Annotated in this window: 16 protein-coding genes; 6 read left to right on the top strand and 10 right to left on the bottom strand. The window is 64.7% G+C overall.

From position 1 onward, the window contains the following. Positions 1 to 4: 4 nt before the first annotated feature. The 3 genes from KUV65_RS03115 to alc all read right to left on the bottom strand — a co-directional run bounded on the left by KUV65_RS03115 (position 5) and on the right by alc (position 2914). Positions 5 to 637, bottom strand: a complete 633-nt coding sequence (locus KUV65_RS03115; protein WP_222187431.1) for a TRAP transporter small permease subunit — start codon at positions 635 to 637, stop codon at positions 5 to 7. Between the two features lie 79 nt (positions 638 to 716). Beyond that, positions 717 to 1730, bottom strand: coding sequence for a TRAP transporter substrate-binding protein DctP (gene dctP, locus KUV65_RS03110; RefSeq protein ID WP_222187429.1), 1014 nt, complete (start codon positions 1728 to 1730; stop codon positions 717 to 719). 164 nt (positions 1731 to 1894) lie between these two features. Beyond that, entirely contained in the window at positions 1895 to 2914 is a 1020-nt protein-coding gene (alc, locus tag KUV65_RS03105) for an allantoicase (RefSeq protein ID WP_222187428.1), read from the bottom strand. 248 nt (positions 2915 to 3162) lie between these two features. Between alc and KUV65_RS03100 the strand changes: the two genes are divergently transcribed. From KUV65_RS03100 to der, 5 genes are all read left to right on the top strand, one after another. After that, positions 3163 to 4392 (top strand): urate hydroxylase PuuD, encoded by a 1230-nt coding sequence (locus KUV65_RS03100; RefSeq protein ID WP_222187427.1) that lies wholly within the window; start codon positions 3163 to 3165, stop codon positions 4390 to 4392. A 21-nt stretch (positions 4393 to 4413) separates the two neighbouring features. Beyond that, the gene (locus KUV65_RS03095) at positions 4414 to 5175 is read left to right on the top strand and encodes an HpcH/HpaI aldolase family protein (RefSeq protein WP_222187426.1); all 762 of its coding nucleotides are present in this window, start codon (positions 4414 to 4416) and stop codon (positions 5173 to 5175) included. Then, positions 5172 to 6212 (top strand): hypothetical protein, encoded by a 1041-nt coding sequence (locus KUV65_RS03090; RefSeq protein WP_222187425.1) that lies wholly within the window; start codon positions 5172 to 5174, stop codon positions 6210 to 6212. The genes KUV65_RS03095 and KUV65_RS03090 overlap by 4 nt, the downstream gene beginning before the upstream one ends. After that, positions 6209 to 6667, top strand: a complete 459-nt coding sequence (locus KUV65_RS03085; RefSeq protein WP_222187424.1) for a YaiI/YqxD family protein — start codon at positions 6209 to 6211, stop codon at positions 6665 to 6667. The genes KUV65_RS03090 and KUV65_RS03085 overlap by 4 nt, the downstream gene beginning before the upstream one ends. Before the next feature lie 74 nt (positions 6668 to 6741). Beyond that, positions 6742 to 8205 carry a ribosome biogenesis GTPase Der gene (gene der, locus KUV65_RS03080; protein WP_222187423.1) on the top strand — a complete coding sequence of 488 codons (1464 nt, stop codon included), beginning with the start codon at positions 6742 to 6744 and terminating at the stop codon, positions 8203 to 8205. Here the strand turns inward: der and KUV65_RS03075 are convergent. From KUV65_RS03075 to KUV65_RS03050, 6 genes are all read right to left on the bottom strand, one after another. After that, a complete protein-coding gene (locus KUV65_RS03075) occupies positions 8202 to 8702 on the bottom strand; it encodes a hypothetical protein (RefSeq protein WP_222187422.1) in 501 nt (166 codons plus the stop codon). The genes der and KUV65_RS03075 overlap by 4 nt on opposite strands. Positions 8703 to 8709: 7 nt before the next feature. Beyond that, on the bottom strand, positions 8710 to 9075 hold the full coding sequence (grxD, locus tag KUV65_RS03070) for a Grx4 family monothiol glutaredoxin (protein ID WP_222189570.1): 366 nt from the start codon (positions 9073 to 9075) through the stop codon (positions 8710 to 8712). A gap of 285 nt (positions 9076 to 9360) precedes the next feature. After that, positions 9361 to 9597: a BolA/IbaG family iron-sulfur metabolism protein gene (locus tag KUV65_RS03065; protein ID WP_222187421.1), complete on the bottom strand. Its 237-nt coding sequence runs from the start codon at positions 9595 to 9597 to the stop codon at positions 9361 to 9363. Between the two features lie 96 nt (positions 9598 to 9693). After that, the gene (gene purL / locus KUV65_RS03060) at positions 9694 to 11853 is read right to left on the bottom strand and encodes a phosphoribosylformylglycinamidine synthase subunit PurL (protein ID WP_222187419.1); all 2160 of its coding nucleotides are present in this window, start codon (positions 11851 to 11853) and stop codon (positions 9694 to 9696) included. A 63-nt stretch (positions 11854 to 11916) separates the two neighbouring features. Continuing rightward, positions 11917 to 12405, bottom strand: a complete 489-nt coding sequence (locus tag KUV65_RS03055; RefSeq protein ID WP_222187417.1) for a GNAT family N-acetyltransferase — start codon at positions 12403 to 12405, stop codon at positions 11917 to 11919. A 232-nt stretch (positions 12406 to 12637) separates the two neighbouring features. Continuing rightward, positions 12638 to 13552, bottom strand: coding sequence for a LysR family transcriptional regulator (locus tag KUV65_RS03050; protein ID WP_222187415.1), 915 nt, complete (start codon positions 13550 to 13552; stop codon positions 12638 to 12640). A gap of 203 nt (positions 13553 to 13755) precedes the next feature. Here KUV65_RS03050 and KUV65_RS03045 point away from each other — a divergent pair, with 203 nt between their 5' ends. Continuing rightward, on the top strand, positions 13756 to 17163 hold the full coding sequence (locus tag KUV65_RS03045) for an indolepyruvate ferredoxin oxidoreductase family protein (protein ID WP_222187413.1): 3408 nt from the start codon (positions 13756 to 13758) through the stop codon (positions 17161 to 17163). Between the two features lie 238 nt (positions 17164 to 17401). On the opposite strand, the gene KUV65_RS03040 is transcribed toward KUV65_RS03045, so the two are convergent. After that, complete coding sequence (locus KUV65_RS03040) at positions 17402 to 18019, bottom strand: TetR/AcrR family transcriptional regulator (RefSeq protein ID WP_222187411.1); 618 nt, start codon at positions 18017 to 18019, stop codon at positions 17402 to 17404. Positions 18020 to 18022: the final 3 nt, after the last annotated feature.

Genomic DNA, 18022 nt, shown 5'->3' with positions numbered 1-18022 from the left:
CGCCTTACCTTTCGTCGTGTCCGCTGACGGTTTCGGCCTCGTGCAGGGCCTGTTCCATCGGGTCTTCGGGCAGCGGGACCGCGACCGGGGCATCGCCGCCCTGGACCAGCCCGCGTCCATACCCCCAGAGTTGCAGCACAAGCCGCACCCAGAGCAGGGTAAAGGCCGCCGGAACCACCAGTTTCGCGGGCCAGAGCGGCAGGCCGATGTCGATCGAACTGTCGCGCGAATACAGCGCCATGTCCCAGTCGAAGCTGCGCAGGAAATGGTGCCAACTGCCGTAGATCAGGCCGGTCGTCAGGATCAGCATGAACAGGACCGACAGGAATTCGGCGAACCACAGTGGCCGCCCCTTGAGCCGCATTACGACGATATCCATGCGGATATGCCCGCCCTCGCGCTGGCAATAGGACAAGCCGAGAAAGGCGAACAGGATCATGAATTGCGAAATCCAGTCGACATAGCCCGGCACCGGCGCGTTGAAGAGCTTGCGCCCCACCACGTTCCAGACCGCCAGCAGCACCAGCATGATGATCGTGGCACCGCCGATCAGGTTCAGCGCGGCCTCGACGCGCAGCACGGCGCGGTCGATCCGTGACAGCAGGCTGTCATCGCTGAGGACATTCGAAGAAGACATAGGGGACCGCCCGGTTCATTTGGGCCACGGCCCGGAGGCAACGCTCCGGGCCGTGGGTTTGGTCTGGGAAGGGCAGGGCTCAGTTGCCCGACCGCACCTCTTGCAGGGTCGCGCCGACAAGGTCGTAGAGGTCCTGCGCCGGCAGGCCGGCGGCGTTCATCTCTTCGATCCATGCCGCGTGGATGGGCGCGGCGGCCTCGGCCATCTGTGCCAGTTGCTCATCGGCGATGGTGATGCGCTCGACGCCACGCTCCTCCAGAACCGCGTCCCAGCGGGCGAGCAACTCGCCATAGTTTTCGAGGTAATAGTCGATCGCGTCATCCACGGCGGCGTCGAGGATCTCGCGATGCTCGTCCGACAGCGCCTCGTAGGCGTCGATGTTCACCACCACCGGGCAGTTCACCGTGCCGGGGTTGAGGTTTTCCGTCCACCAATCGGCAATGTCGATGGTGCGGAAGGACAGGTGTGCGTGCTGCGCAAACGCCACGGTGTCGACCGTGCCGCCTTCCATCGCGCTGTACGCCTCGGACGAGGTCACGGAGGTCGGCACCGCGCCCATGGCCGAGAACAGTTCGCCCAGGCCGCCGGTGGCGCGCACGCGCATGCCGTCCATCTCGGCGATCTCGTCGCGCGGCTCGCCAGTGCCGACGAGGTTGTATTGCGGCATCGGGCTGGTCATCAGCATGCGCGCGTTCCACTGGGCCATTTCCTCGGCCACGGCGGGGTGGGCGTAGACGGCATGGCTGACCGCGACTTCTTCGTCGAGGTTGCGCACGTCCATGAAGGGCAGCTCAAGCACGGTGATCGCGCGGTTCTTGTCCGGGTGGTAACCGGCGCAGAACTGGGCCATCTCGAACGCGCCGATCGAGATCCCGTCGAGGTTCTCGCGGTTGTTCGACAGGCCACCATAGCTGATGTTCATGGTGAACTCGCCATCGGTGGCCTCGGCCACGGCATCGGCGAGGTAATGGATATGCTCGGTAAAGGCGCGGCGCTGGCCCCAAACCGACACGTTCCATTCAGTGGCGAGCGCTTCGCCGACGAAAGATACGGAAAGAACCGCCCCGATGGCGGTTGTCGCAAGATGTTTCATTATATCCTCCCATAGGACGCGGCTCCGTCACTCCCGCGGGCCGCTTGGGAGAAAGGTTAGACAAGCCGATTGGCCGATGCCAAGGGTGAATTCGCCGGTTCGGTCAGAAAAACTGACCGGAACAGGCCATAAGTCGCCCTAGGGTTGCAGAAAACTGCGCCCGTTCAGGGGGCGGTGGTGCCAAAGAGGCGCAAGCGAGACACGCCGCCATCGGGGAAGATGTTGAACCGCACATGGGTTACGGGGCCCAGTTTGATCAACTCGTCCCGGAAGGCATGCTCGGCATCCGCGCTCAGCTTTTGCTGGGGCAAGAGATCTTTCCAGAACATCGAGTCGGTGATCAGCGCGTCGGTCAGCCCATCACCGAAATTGCGCAGATCGGCGGCCTGGATCGAGGCGCTGTCGGGGTAGTTGCCTTTGAAATGCGCGGTATCGATGACGCATTTCTCAACCTCGCCCCGTGCGCCAAGCGCGATGATCATCCAGTCATAACCCGGTTCGCGCCGGCGGCGCGTTTCCCAGCCATCGCCCATGTTGATGCCACGCCCCGGCGCCAGCAGGCGGTTGTAATCGCCGTAATGCGCGTCGGAAAACCCGAGGATGCGGCCGCCATTCAGGGCCGCGGCGAGGTCGATCTCGCCTTTTGCATTGGCATGATCCAGTTCCGGCACGCCGTAGACCCGCAGCCGCGCGATGCCGCCATCGGGATAGATATGCACGCGCAGATGGGTCCAGCTTTCGAAACTGTCGCATTTGAAATAGTGATGCGCCGACGCGCCGAGCGGCTTGTGCGGCAGGATCGTCACCCAACGCTGGTCTTCCGGCGGCCTCTCGCCCTTGAAGGAACAGGCCTCGACCTTGCAGGCGGGCGCGTAGTTGCCGGTGAAATGGCTCGTGTCCACGTCAAAGCCGATGATCCGTCCCGCACCGGCCAGCTTGACGATGGCCATGTCATGGCCCCCGTCACGGCGGCGCTGCGTTTCCCAGCCATCCATCCACTTGCCGTGATCGTCGAACTTGCCGTCGATGAAGACCGGGTCGCTGTCCTGCAACATGCGCTCCAGCGGGGCGAAGAACTGGTTCGTGGCCCAGATCGCCCGTGCGCCAAGGCCCGCCGAGGCCAGGTTGATCCCGGTGCGGGCGAAAAGCGGGATGTCGGGGTTCAAGCTCTCGATGCTGGTCATGTCGGGTCCGGTTGGCGCAAGGGGCAAGCGCAGGCGCGTCGTCGGAGCGAAAAAGCCCCGGGCGCGCGCCGATGCGTCAAGTGCCCGCGATTGAAGCAGATGCCCGCCGAATAAGCCCGTTTTCATGGAAAGGGCAAGGGGCGCTGTCGGTTTCCATCGCGCATGGCCTTGCGGAGCGCCCGGCTTTTGTCCGAAATGCCTGCAAAACGAACAAACCCGTGCCCGAGGCGCGGGGCGAAGGGACAGTCATGGACACCACCATCCTGCTGCACTGGGCCGAATTCGCGGTCCGCTGGCTGCATGTCATCACTGCGATCGCGTGGATCGGGTCGAGTTTCTATTTCATCGCGCTCGACCTGGGGCTGAGACGGGATCCGAAACCGGCCAGCGGCGCCGATGGCGAGGAATGGCAGGTCCATGGTGGCGGGTTTTACCACATCCAGAAATACATGGTCGCCCCGTCGCAGATGCCCGAGCACCTGACCTGGTTCAAATGGGAGAGCTACTGGACATGGCTGTCCGGTTTTGCGCTGCTGGTGTTGCTCTACTGGGTCGGGGCCGAGCTTTACCTCATCGACTGGACGGTGAGGGAGCTTGCACCATGGCAGGCGATCCTGATCTCGGCCCTGTCGCTGACCATCGGCTGGATCATCTATGACCTGCTGTGCAAATCGAAGCTCGGGGACAGCCCGACAATCCTGATGCTCTTGCTGTTCGCGCTGCTGGTGGCGATGGCCTGGGGGTACACGCAGGTTTTCTCGGGACGGGCGGCCTTGCTGCATCTGGGGGCCTTCACGGCGACCATCATGACGGCCAACGTGGCCATGATCATCATCCCGAACCAGAAGATCGTCGTCGCCGACCTCAAGGCCGGGCGCACGCCGGACCCGAAATACGGCAAGATCGCGAAGCTGCGCAGCACGCATAACAACTACCTGACGCTGCCGGTGATTTTCCTCATGTTGTCAAATCACTATCCGCTGGCCTTCGCGTCCGAGTTCAACTGGCTGATCGCGTCGCTGGTGTTCCTGATGGGCGTGACGATCCGGCATTTCTTCAACACGATGCATGCCCGCGGCGGCTATCGCTGGTGGACCTGGGGGGCGACGGCGGCGATCTTTGCCGTGATCGTGTGGCTGTCGGTTCTGCCCTTGGCCGATCAGGCGGAGGACGAGGCCGCCTTGAACCCCGCCTTTGAACGCTTCGCCGCGCATGACGGCTTCACCCAGGTCGCCGATATCGTGCTCAGCCGCTGTTCGATGTGCCACGCCGAGGAGGTCTTTTGGCCCGGCATCGCTGTGGCCCCGCGCGGCGTCATGCTGGACAGCGAGGCCCGGATCGCGTCCCATGCCCGCGACATCTACCTGCAGGCGGGCGTGACCCACGCCATGCCGCCCGGCAACCTGTCCTTCATCGAGGACGAGGAGCGCGCCGCGATCCGGGCCTGGTATCGCGACGTCACGGGCGGCGCATTGTAGGAAACGGGCAGGGAGGGACATATGCCGGCACCCAGAAACGACTTGAAAGGCGCGCTTGCGGCGGGCCAGTTGCAACGCGGTCTATGGCTGAATCTCGACAGCCCGCTGACGGCCGAAATCGCCGGACGCGCCGGCTTCGACTGGTGCCTGATCGATGGCGAGCACGGGCCGTGGGACCCCGCAGGCATCCGCAACCAGTTGATCGCGCTGGAAAACACGGGCACCAACGCCGTTCTTCGCGTGCCGGTGGCCGAGGATTGGATCCTGAAACAGGCGCTTGACCTGGGCGTGCAGACCGTCCTGGTGCCGATGGTGAACTCGGTGGCCGAGGCCGAGGCGGTTGTGCGCGCCTGCCGTTACCCGCCCGATGGGGTGCGCGGGATGGGCGCCGCCGTGGCGCGCGCCGGCGCCTATGGCAACATCCCCGATTATGCCGCCAGCGCGAATGACGAAATCTGCATCCTTGTGCAGGCGGAGAGCCGTGCGGCCATGGCCGATCTGGAAGGGATAGCCGCCGTCGATGGTGTCGACGGCGTGTTCATCGGACCTGCCGACCTTGGCGCCGACATGGGCTATCGCGACGCGCTGGATGCGCCCGAGCTTTGGGCCGAGATCCAACGCGGGATCGGCGTGATCCGGGACGCCGGAAAATCCCCCGGTATCATCGTGTTCGGCGATGACGCCGAGGCACAGATGGTGGAATGGGGCGTGACCTTCCTCGGGGTCGGGTCCGACGCGTCCATTCTGGCCGCCGCGCTGAAGAAGGCCGCCGCGCCCGCATGATCCGGCTGGCCCATGCCGATGCGACGGCGCTGATCGACCCGTCGGTCGGCAATATTCCGTCGTGGCAGGTGGGCGCGCGCCGTCCGCTCCATGCGGCGTCCTGGCGTGATGACCCCGAGGTTCAGGGCGATGAAAGCTTGCCCCTTGTGAACCGTCGTCTTGCTGGCGACTTTTTCTGCCTGCCCTTTGGCAAGGATGATGTCGCGGGCGATCCACCCCACGGTCTGACCGCCAATTCCGAATGGGATGTGCTGGACCACGACGTGGCTCATGCGACCCTGCGCCTCAAGGCCCGGCCGCGGAGCGCCGAGATCACCAAGCGCGTGCAACTGGTCGAGTCGGCCTTACTGCAAACCCACGTGGTCGAGGGCGGCGCGGGCGAGGTGACGCTGGCCCATCACCCGATGAGCCGCATGGCAGAGGGCGGGCGACTGTCGTTTTCTCCGAAACGCGCCGCTCTCACCGATCCAGTCGCGCAATATCCCGGCCATAACCTGTGGTCCCTGAACCAGTTGCGGGGCGATCTTCACCTCGATTGCGAGGATGGCAGCCAGTGGGACCTGCACCATTACCCGGCGCGTCACCGGGTCGAGGATTTCGCCATCCTCGTCGAGGCGCGGGGGGCAAAACTGGGATGGACCGCTCTGATCCGGCAGGCCGAGGACGACATGCTCATCGTCATCAAGGAGGCCCGGGTTCTGCCCGTCACGATGCTCTGGATCTCCAACGGCGGGCGCGATTTCGCGCCGTGGAACGGGCGCCATACGGGTGTGATCGGGATCGAGGACGGGATCGCAAACGGCACCATGGGCCTGCGGGCCGCGATGGCCGAGAACCGGCTGACCGCGCTTGGGGTGCCCACGACCCTGTCGCTCGGGTCGCGCCATGTCATCCGCCACGCGATGCTGTCGCTGCCGCGCCCGCCCGGCTGGGTCGAGATCGCGGCGCTTTCGATCACCGGCGGGACACTGACCCTGACCGAACGCTCTGGTGCGCGGGTCGACGTCCCCTTCATGGAAGGGTTCTTCCCGTCATGACTGCCCAGATCCTCGTCGATGCCGATGCCTGCCCGGTGAAGGAAGAGATCTATGCCGCCGCCTATCGCCACAAGCTGCCGGTGCGTCTGTTCGCGGCGCAATACCTGCGTCACCCCGATCATCCGCTGATTTCCATGACCATGGCGGGGGAGGCCTTCGACGCGGCGGACGACCTGATCGCCGAGGCCGCCGCGCCCGGTGCGCTGGTCATCACCGCCGATATCCCGCTGGCCGCGCGCGCGATCGAGGCGGGGGCGCTGGTGCTGACGCCAAGGGGCGAGGCGCTCGATGCCCGCAATATCGGCTCGAAACTGGCCACGCGCGACCTGATGGCCGATCTGCGCGGCGGGCTGGAGGGGATGACCATGGGCGGCCCCAAGCCTTTTTCAAAATCCGACCGCAGCGCATTTGCCAATGCGATCGAAACGACGCTCAGGCGGCTTGGCAAAGGGTAGGCTGCGCGGGTAGGGGATTTCCAAGGCGCGCGCTTTCCGATAAACGCGCCCCTTCGGATATTCGAGAGAGCGTCATGAGCTTCACCCTCGCCATCGTCGGTCGGCCCAATGTGGGCAAGTCGACCCTGTTCAACCGCCTCGTGGGCAAGCGCCTTGCGCTTGTCGATGACCAGCCCGGCGTGACCCGTGACCTGCGCGAAGGTGCTGCGCGGCTTGGCGATCTGCGCTTTACCGTGATCGACACGGCAGGGCTCGAGGATGCGACTGACGACAGCCTTCAGGGCCGGATGCGCCGCCTGTCCGAGCGCGCGGTCGAGATGGCCGATGCCTGCCTGTTCCTGATCGACGCCCGCGCCGGGATCACGCCGAACGACACGCTCTTTGCGGATATCCTGCGCCGCTCGGGCAAGCCGGTGATCCTGGCCGCCAACAAGGCCGAGGGCCGCGCCGCCGAAGCCGGCCTGATCGAGGCCTGGGAACTGGGGCTGGGCGAGCCGCTGGCCCTGTCGGCCGAGCATGGCGAGGGGCTGGCCGAATTGGCCACCCGGCTTGCCCCGATGGTCGAGGCGGCCGAGGAACGCGCGGAAGAGGCCGAGACCGACATCGATGTCGAGGACGATGACGGGGAGGGCGACGGCCCGCGCCCGATCACGGCCAAGCGCCCGCTTCAGATCGCCGTCGTGGGCCGCCCCAACGCGGGCAAGTCCACCCTCATCAATCGCATCATCGGCGAGGACCGCCTTCTGACGGGTCCCGAGGCCGGGATCACCCGCGACTCCATCGCCGTTCCCTTCCAATGGGACGGCACGCATATGCGCATCTTCGACACCGCCGGCATGCGCAAGAAGGCCAAGGTGCAGGAAAAGCTTGAAAAGCTTTCCGTCGCGGACGGGCTGCGCGCCGTGAAATTCGCCGAGGTGGTCGTCGTGCTGCTCGATGCCGCGATCCCCTTCGAGACGCAGGACCTGCGCATCGCCGATCTGGCCGAGCGCGAAGGCCGCGCTGTCGTGGTTGCAGTGAACAAGTGGGACCTCGAAGAGGAGAAGCAGGAAAAACTGCGCGACCTGCGTGCGGGGTTCGAGCGTCTGCTGCCGCAGCTCAAGGGTGCGCCGCTGGTCACCGTCTCGGCCAAGACGGGCCGGGGGCTGGACCGGCTCAATGCCGCGATCCTCAAGGCCTATGACACGTGGAACCGCCGCGTTTCGACCGCGCGCCTGAACCGTTGGCTGACCGCCATGACCGAGGCGCACCCGCCGCCCGCCCCCGGCGGTAAGCGGATCAAGCTGCGCTACATGACCCAGGCCAAGACGCGGCCCCCGGGCTTTGTCGTGATGTGCTCGCATCCCGACAAGCTGCCGGAAAGCTATTCGCGCTACCTGATCAACGGCCTCCGCGAGGATTTCGACATGCCCGGCACGCCCATTCGCCTCTGGATGCGGAGCCAGGCGGATCAGAACCCCTACAAGGACCGCAAGAAATCGACGCCCTCGCGGCTGTCGAAACACGTCCGGTCGGGCGCGACGAAGAAAAAGGGTTAGCGGCTGCGGGGGCGGAGCGACAGGATCGACCCGCCGACGCCCAAGGCAAAGAGCGTCGCCCCGGCATACCCCATCAGCACTGAGATCCGCGAGGCCGCCGTCGCCTCGAGGTCAAGGCGCGGTGGGCCGAGATCGGTCAACAGAAGCGGCGCACCGTAGAGAAAGACGAGGACGCCCGCGTAGCTGGCGCCGAACAGCCACGCGAGGGTGCGGGCGTTGGCCTGAAAAATCGCCGTCGCGGCCCAGATCGCGGCGCCGAACCCGCCCATCACAGCTGCGATGATCAGAGGGCGGCGGTCGGTCACGACGTAGTAGATGTCCTGGAACATGCCATCCTCGCCAAGCGCCCCATGCGACAGTTGCGTGGCAAAGGCCTTCACGCCCAACCCGAACACCAGCCAGAAAGAAGCCGCCCCCAGGTAGAGGGCGGCCGGTCGTGTCACAGTCATGTAGGCCAGGGCCGGCACCAGAAGCGCGAGAAGACCCCAGAGCAGCATCGCGCGATCAGGCGTTGGCTTCGCGGATTTTCTCGGCGGCGTCCTTGTCGTAGCTGACGCCCTTGTCGTCGAACAGCTGGTCCAGTTCGCCCGACAGCGTCATCTCGGTCACGATATCGCAGCCGCCGACGAATTCGCCCTTCACGTAGAGCTGCGGAATGGTGGGCCAGTCGGAATAATCCTTGATGCCCTGGCGGATGTCCTCGTCGGCCAGTACGTTCACGTCCTGGTAGGTCACGCCCATGTAGTTCAGCACGCCCGCCACGCGGCTGGAGAACCCGCATTGCGGCATTTCCTTGCTGCCCTTCATGAACAGGACAACGTCATTCGCGGTCACGGTGTCCTTGATCCGGGTTTGTGCATCGTCTGTCATGGTTGGGTCCTGTTCTGCGTCGGTTGGTGGGCTTGGGTCGCTAGAGGCGATGTCTGGGTCGTTGTAGTCGTTGGGATCGAAGGTTTCGGGATCGAAGCCGCTTTCGTCTTCGGCGAGCGTTCCCACATGGCTCGTTCCTGTTTCCTCGTTGAAGGTCAGGCCATATTGCGATCGGCCCTCAGACCTGTAGCGCCTCAATTCGTGAAACACCGCGTAGAAAAACACGATGATGAAGGGGGACAGGATTATCGCGGCGAGCAGTCGCGCATCCATGCGATAGAGACCTCATTCCGGGGCTTTCGTGGTCAGGGCCAGCGCGTGCAACTCCCCCTGGCTGCCGTCCATCTTGCCCTTGAGCGCGGCATAGACGGCGCGTTGCTGTTGCACCCGGTTCATGCCGCGGAAGCTTTCGTCGATCACCTGCGCCGCGAAATGCTGGCCATCGTCGCCATGCACGGTGATTTTCGCATCCGGAAATTGTTCACGGATCATCGTTTCGATTTCATGGGCGGTGATCGCCATGTCAGTCGTTCCCCCGGACGTGTCGTTGAGAAAAATGTAAGCACGTGGAATGGCACACGCAAGCCGTGCGCGCGCCCCTTTCCACCGATCCAAGCGTCAGGCGAAATGGCCGGCGAAGGCCTCGGCCCAGATCGTGCGCAACTCGTCCAGCGGCGCATCGGACCCGCCGATGCGGACCGTATCGCCGGTGAACTTGCCAACCGTCTGGATCGTCACGCCCGCCCGTCCGGCGGCCACCATCAAGGCTTCGGCCTTGTCGAAGCTGCATGCGATCAGGTAGCGCCCCTGGTCCTCGCCAAAGAGCGTGGCCGTGTCCGCCGCATCGAGCGTCACGCCCACCTCGCCAGCAATGGCCATTTCCACCGCGGCCAGCGCAAGGCCCCCGTCGCTGAGGTCGGTGCATGCGTTGATCCACTCGCGGTTTTCGCGGATGAATTCGCCGTTGCGCCGCTCGGCGGTTAGATCGACATGGGGCGCGTCGCCGTCTTCGCGGTTGAACACCTCGTAGAGCAGGGCGGATTGACCCAGATGGCCCTCGGTCTCCCCCACGAGAAGCGCCAGATGCCCGTCCCGCGCGGTGCCCGCGATCAACTCGTCGAGGGACGTCAGCAAACCGACGGCGCCGATGGTCGGGGTCGGCAGGATGCCTTGCCCGTCCGTTTCGTTATAGAGGCTGACATTGCCCGACACGATGGGCATGTCGAGCGCCGAACAGGCCGCGCCGATGCCTTTGATCGCGCCGACGAACTGGCCCATGATCTCGGGCTTTTCGGGGTTGCCGAAATTCAGGTTGTCGGTGGTGGCCAGCGGCTTTGCCCCCACGGCGCAGAGGTTGCGGTAGGCCTCGGCCACGGCCTGCTTGCCGCCCTCTTCGGGGTTGGCCCTGACGTAGCGCGGCGTCACGTCCGAGGTGAAGGCGAGCGCCTTTTCGGTGCCATGCACGCGCACGACCCCCGCGCCAAGGCCCGGCGCCACGACGGTGTCGGCCATGACCATGTGGTCATATTGCTGGTAGATCCAGGACCGCGAGCAATAATTCGGGCTGCCAAGCAAAATCTTCAGCGCATCGATGGCATCGACTTCGGGGACAGGCTCCAGCTCTGTCGCGGGCTCGGTCGGCACCCAGGGGCGGTCATATTCCGGCGCTTCGGACGAGAGTTTCGACAAAGGCACGTCGGCCTTGACCTCGTTACCGTGGATTATGACGAAACGGTCTTCGGCAATGGTTTCGCCCACGATCGCGAAATCGAGGTCCCATTTCTCGAAAACCGCGCGCGCCGCGGCCTCCTTCTCGGGGTGGAGCACCATCAGCATCCGTTCTTGGGACTCCGACAGCATCATCTCGTAGGCGGTCATGTTCTCTTCGCGCTGCGGCACGTCATCAAGGCGCAGCTGCACGCCAAGACCGCCCTTGTCGCCCATTTCGACCGCCGAACAGGTCAGCCCCGCGGCCCCCATGTCCTGGATCGAGATCACGGCGCCGGTCGCCATCAGCTCCAGCGTGGCTTCCATCAGGCGCTTCTCGGTGAAGGGGTCGCCCACCTGCACCGTGGGGCGCTTTTCCTCGATCGTGTCGTCGAACTCGGCCGAGGCCATGGTGGCCCCGCCAACGCCGTCGCGACCCGTCTTGGCGCCAAGATAGACCACCGGCATGCCGACGCCCGAGGCCTCGGAGTAATAGATCTTGTCGGCATCGACCAAGCCGGCGGCAAAGGCGTTCACGAGGCAGTTGCCGTTATAGGCGGCGTGAAACCGGGTCTCGCCGCCGATGGTCGGCACGCCGAAGCAGTTGCCGTAGCCGCCGATCCCTTCGACCACGCCATGCACCAGTTGGCGCGTCTTGGGGTGGTCCTTTTCGCCGAAACTCAGCGCGTTCATCGCCGCGATGGGGCGTGCGCCCATGGTGAAGACATCGCGCAGGATACCACCCACGCCCGTCGCAGCCCCCTGGTAGGGTTCGATATAGGAGGGGTGGTTGTGGCTCTCCATCTTGAAGACCACGGCCTGACCGTCGCCGATATCCACGATGCCCGCATTCTCACCTGGGCCGCAGATCACCTGCGGGCCGTCCGTGGGCAGGGTGCGCAGCCATTTCTTCGAGCTTTTGTAGGAACAGTGTTCGTTCCACATGGCCGAGAAGATGCCCAACTCGGTGAATGTCGGCTCGCGCCCCATGATCTCGAGCAGACGCTCGTATTCATCGGGTTTGAGGCCATGGGCCTCGATCAATTCTTGCGTGATGGCAGGCTCGGTCATCTGTCCCCTCCGGTTGGCCTGTCTTTAGGGCAGGGCGCGCGCAGGGGAAAGGGTCTGCATTGCCTAAACCCTGCGCCGAAAGGTCAGGGACGTGGCATGGTCATACCCCGTGTGCGCGCTGGCGCCGACCAAGGTGAAGCCGAGGCGGCGGAATGTCCGGTGATTTTCGCGCAACTCGACCCGCGTCTGCAGCTCGAGTCGCCTCAGCCCGCGTTTGCGTGCTGTCTGCGCCGCAGCCTCGATGATCTCGCGCGCGAGGCCCTGACCTCGCTGCGACGCGGCAACGGCGAGTTTCCCGAGGTAGTAGCATTCACCTGCGATCGTGCCGAACGCGCAGGCCACCGGCGCCCCGCCATCGCGGATCAAATACAGGTCTTCGGTCCGGCTTTTCTGTTCCAACCCGTCAGGCGTCAGCCGCAGGAGGGACGAGGGCGGGTCGATTCGACCGTTCATATAGGCGAAGCTATCGCTCAACAGCCCATGAAGACCCAACCAATCCTCGAAATCAGACGGGTTTGTTTCCACTACCGAAACGATGTGCTGGGCGGTCATGCGCATCCCCGTATCTGACCAGACGCCAAAAAAAAGGCCGAGACGAATCTCGGCCAAAGTCCAACAGGGAGGTAATGAAGGGGCAGTTGCCTGCGCCGCTCCATTGATGCTGAAATAGTCAGCACATTGGAATCGATCAAGCCGTTTCGTGCCGCGCCGCCGCAATCCGGGTATGAATGTGGCGCATAGCACACAGCCAAGGGTAGAGGGCTCGGCCTGTGCGGGGTTGCACTCAGGCGGGTTCCCCGGCAGCGGCCTCCTTCAGCCGACGGCGATGCGCGATCACCTCTTCGGTGACGAATTCCCGGAACGCCTCGATCCGTTTGGAGTGGCGCAACTCCTCGGGATAGGCGAGGAAAACGGGCACTTCGTTCGACTCCACGTCCGGCAGGACGCGCACGATCTCGGGGAAATCCTGCGTGAGGTAGTCGGGCAAAACCCCGATGCCGAGGTCGTGGATTACCCCCTGCAACACCCCGAAATAGTTGTTCACGGTCAGATGGCTACCGACGTCGTAGCTCATCAGTTCACGCACCAGCACCGCGCCCGACGATACCTGCGCGGAATTCGCGTTCTGGCTGATCAGGCGGTGTTCGCTCAGATCTTCCAGCGATTGCGGTGTGCCGTGTTGTTCCAGATACCGCGGCGACGCGTAGAGGCGCATGTTGATCGCCATCAGCTTGCGGCGGATCAGGTCGGCCTGGCTCGGCTCTTTCATGCGGATCGCCACATCGGCCTCGCGCATGGGCAGGTCCAGCACGCGCTCTTCCAGCATCAGGTCGATTTTCAGGTCCGGATACTTCTCGTAAAGCGCGGGCAGGCGCGGGGCGAGCCAGAGCGACCCGAATCCGATCGTGGTGGTCACCCGCAATTCGCCGAAGACCTCTTCCTCGCTGTCGCGGATTCGGGCGGCGGCGGCCTCCAGCCTTTTCGTCATGTGGCGCGTCGCGTCGAACAGGAGTTCGCCCTGTTCCGTCAGGATCAGACCCCGTGCGTGGCGGTGAAAGAGCGTCGTGTTCAGCCCTTCTTCCAGCGCGCGAATCTGTCGGCTGACTGCGGATTGGCTCAGGTGCAGGGTGTCACCCGCATGAGTCAGGCTGCCCGCGTCGGCAACGGCGTGAAAGATGCGCAGCTTGTCCCAATCCACGTTTCAAATCCTCGGCATTACATTTGCGCATACCAGATATGCGGGACTGAAAGCGCGTTCAAAGGCAAAAGCGCCTTTGCCCAAAATTCAGTCGTCTTTTGTACACCATTGAGTGCAGACCGCATGAAAATGGTTTTCAGGTCAGCATTTTTGACCTATAATGCATTTATCGCGAAAGCCCCAGCTGGCAAGGGAGGTGCCCCATGGGTTTGCAACAGGTTTCCCTTTCGGACCGGTTCGACCTAACGAAATCACCCGTCCTTCTGAACGGCACGCAGGCGCTGGTGCGCCTGATGCTGGCACAAAAGGCGCGGGACCGTGCCGCGGGGCTGAACACGGCTGGTCTTGTCACCGGCTATCGCGGATCGCCCCTCGGGGCGGTCGACTTGCAGATGATGCGCGCAGGCAAACAGCTGACGGACGCCGACATCGTATTTCAGCCCGGTCTGAACGAGGATCTGGCCGCGACCGCTTTGTGGGGCAGCCAGACCGCCGAGCTGCGCGGCGAGGGGAAATACGACGGCGTCTTCGGCCTTTGGTATGGCAAGGGGCCGGGCGTGGACCGGTCGGGCGATGTCATGCGCCACGTCAATATGGCAGGCACCTCGCCGCATGGTGGCGTTCTGATGGCGATGGGGGACGATCACACCGGCGAATCCTCGACCACCTGCCACCAGTCCGACTGGGCGCTGGTCGATGCGCATATGCCCGTCCTGTCGCCGGCGGGCGTGCAGGAGATCCTCGATTTCGGGCATTACGGCTACGCGCTGTCGCGGTTTGCCGGTGTCTGGGTTGGCCTCAAGACCATGAAGGACACGGTCGAGGCTACGGCGGTGATCGATGGCCGCCCCGACCGGATGTCCTTTGTCCTGCCCGAGTTCGACATGCCAGAGGGCGGGGTGAACATCCGCCTCGGCGACCACTGGGTTCCGCAGGAAGAACGGCTCGTCGCGCACAAACGCTATGCCGCCGAGGCCTTTGCCCGCGCAAATGGCATCGACAAGCGGGTCTGGGGCAAGCCGGGGGCAAAGATCGGCCTTGTGGCGGCGGGCAAGAACTGGCTCGACCTGATGTCGGCGCTGTCCGCCCTGGGGATCGATGCGCAGGAGGCCAAACGCCTTGGCATCACGACCTACAAGGTGGGGCAGACCTGGCCGATGGACATGAAATCGCTGCGCGATTGGGCCGAAGGCCTCGACCTGATCGTTGTGGTCGAGGAAAAGCGCAAGTTGATCGAGGTGCAGGTCAAGGAGGCGATCTTCGACGACCGCCGCGGCCGCCGCGTCTATGGCTACCGGAAGGGCGGGGATGGAGAGGTACTCTTTCCCACCCACTTTGCGCTCGACCCCGGCGATATCGCGTTGAAACTCGGTCATATCCTGATCGAGGAGGGGCGCGAGACCGACCGCATCCGCGCCGGCATGTCCAAGGTCGAGGAGGCGATGCGCGCCTCCAACACGCCTGACCTTGCGCAGCGCACACCGTGGTTCTGCTCGGGCTGTCCGCACAATACCTCGACCCGCGTGCCCGAGGATGCGCGCGGCGGGGCCGGCATCGGCTGTCACTTCATGGTCAAATGGATGGACCGCAACACCGAGGCCTATACCCATATGGGCGGCGAAGGCGTGAACTGGGTGGGAGAGGCGCCGTTCTCGACCCGCGATCACGTGTTCCAGAACCTCGGCGAGGGCACCTACAACCACTCGGGCATCCTCGCCATTCGCGCGGCTGTCGCGGCGGGGACCAACATCACCTACAAGGTCCTCTTCAACGATGCTGTTGCCATGACGGGCGGGCAGCATAACGAGGGCGATCTCGACCCGGCCCGCATCGCGCATGAAGTGCAGGCGATGGGTGTCGAGCACATCGCGCTGATCTATGACCCGAAGGAAGAGATCGATTTCTCGCTCTTCCCCAAGGGGTGCGAGCGGCACGAACGCGACGACCTGATGACCGTGCAGGAGAAATACCAGACGCTGAAGGGCGTCTCGGTCATCATCTACGTCCAGACCTGCGCCGCCGAGAAGCGCCGCCGCCGCAAACGCGGCACCTTCCCCGACCCGGATCGCCGCGTCTTCATCAACACCGATGTCTGCGAGGGCTGCGGCGATTGCGGGGTGCAGTCGAACTGCGTCTCGATCGTGCCGGTGGAGACCGAGCTTGGCCGCAAGCGCGCCATCGACCAGTCGAGTTGCAACAAGGATTTTTCCTGCCTCAAGGGCTTCTGCCCCAGCTTCGTCACGGTCGAGGGCGGCAAGATCCGCAAGCAGGCAACGGCCGAGGTCGATCTGTCGGGCCTGCCGGACCCGACGCTGCCTGCCATTGACGGCACCCATAACGTGCTGGTCACCGGCGTGGGCGGCACGGGCGTCGTCACCATCGGGGCCGTCATGGCGCAGGCCGCCCAGATCGACGGCAAGGGGGCCGGCATGATCGAGATGGCAGGCCTTGCGCAGAAGGGGGGTGCCGTCTGGATCCACCTGCGGCTTGCGAACCGCCGCGAGGATATCAGCGCCATCCGCATCGGCGCGGGCGAGGCCCATGCCGTGATCGGCGGCGACCTGGTGGTGACCGGGGGCGCCAAGACATTGTCGGCCATGCGCACGGGCCAGACCGGCGCCGCCGTGAACAGCCACGAGATCATCACCGGCGCCTTCACCCGAGACCCCGAGTTCCGCATCCCCGGAGAGGACCTGAAAACGGCGATCGGCGCACGGTTGCAGGATCGCCTCGCGCTTTTCGATGCGACGGACCTGGCCAAGGCGCTTTTGGGCGACTCGATCTATTCCAACATGATGACCTTCGGCGCGGCGTGGCAGATGGGCCTTGTGCCGCTCAGCCACGACGCGATCCGCGCGGCCATCGAGCTGAACGGCGCCGCCGTTCAGACGAACCTCCAGGCCTTCGAGATGGGGCGGTGGGCGGTTGTGAACCCCGATGCCGCCGAGCGGCTGACGCGGTCGGACGTGATCGAGCTGCCGAAATCCCTCGACGAGAAAATCGCATTCCGCGAGGCGCATCTGACCGACTACCAGGGGCCGCGGCTTGCGAAACGCTACCGCAAGATGGTCGACGGGATCGACGATCCGCGCCTCAAGGAGGCTGTTGCGAAGGGCTACCACAAGCTCCTGTCCTACAAGGATGAATACGAGGTGGCGCGGCTGCATTTGCAGACGGCGGAAAAGGCGCGGGAGGAATTCGAGGGCGAGTTCACGCTGAAATACCACCTTGCCCCGCCGCTGATCCCCGGGACGGACGCCAATGGCCGCCCGAAGAAACGGGCCTTCGGCCCATGGATCGAGTCGGCCTATCCGCTGCTTGCGAGAATGAAGCGCTTGCGCGGCACGCCGCTGGACCTCTTCGGCTACAGCGCAGAGCGCCGGATGGAGCGCCGCCTGATCAAGCAATACGAGCGCGACATGGCGGCCTTCATCCCCGAGGCGCGGTCCGAGACGATGGATGCCCTCGTGGCGCTGGCCGACCTGCCCTTGCAGATCCGTGGCTTCGGCCCGGTGAAAGAGGCCAATGCCGAGAAGGCGGCGCGGCAACGGGAAGATCTGCTTGCGCTTCTTCGCGCGGGCGGGGCGCCCTTGGCAGAGGCCGCCGAGTAGGCCTGCGCAGGGATTGCGCCGGCTTCGCCGTCGCCCGGTGGAGGAGCGGCCTCACGCCTCCTGCGGAGGCGATCGCCCGCGCCTTGACGCTTCGCGCCGGTGCATATTTGAAGGATAAAGATCGGGGCGGGATCGTGCTTGTTTCTTTATCCGGGGAAATATGCTCGGGGGAGCGCGAGGGGGCAGACAGCCCCCTCGCACGGGTCGGCGCGCGTTAGCGCGACGAATCCCATTGGATTCAGCGGTCGGGCGGGATCAGGCCGAGACCGCGCAGGTAGATTCCGATCCCCGCTTCCAGCAGGTCCTCGGGCGGGAAGGGGGTGTTTGCCCCGGGCCGTCCGCGCGCGAAGAGTTCCACCACGCCGTGGCTCATCGCCCAGATATGGGAGGAGAACATCGTCGGCGGCGGGCGTTTTTCAACCGGCAGCTGCTCGCTCAAGGCCTCGGCCGCGCGTTCGAGGACTGCGCGCGAGCGGCTGGCGGCCGCCGCCAGTTCGGGCGTCGCGTTGGCCGAGGTGCCGCTTTCGAACATGGCCATGTAGTGGCCCGGGTAGCGCCGCGCGAAGGCGAGATAGGCGCGCCCCGTCGCCTCGAAGGCCGCAAGCGCGGAGGGTTGGCCGCCGTTGAACGCATGTTCCATCAGGTCCGAGAAGATCGCGTGCCCCTGCCGCGCGCATTCCGCGATCAGGTCCTCGCGCCCCTCGAAATGACGGTAGACCGCGGCGGGCGTCACGCCGGCATTCTTCGCCGCCTCCGACAGGGTGAAGCCGGTCGGGCCTTTTTCTTCGATCAGGCGCAGGGCCGCGTCGACCAGCGCCTGCTTGAGGTTGCCGTGGTGATAGCCGCGTTTTGACATGCG

Origin of the sequence: Maritalea mobilis (assembly GCF_019800885.1) — a bacterium.
GTDB classification, from domain to species: Bacteria; Pseudomonadota; Alphaproteobacteria; order Rhodobacterales; family Rhodobacteraceae; genus Roseibacterium; species Roseibacterium beibuensis.
Note: the sequence above shows the minus strand (reverse complement) of the source record. Positions and strands in the feature narration are given on the sequence as shown.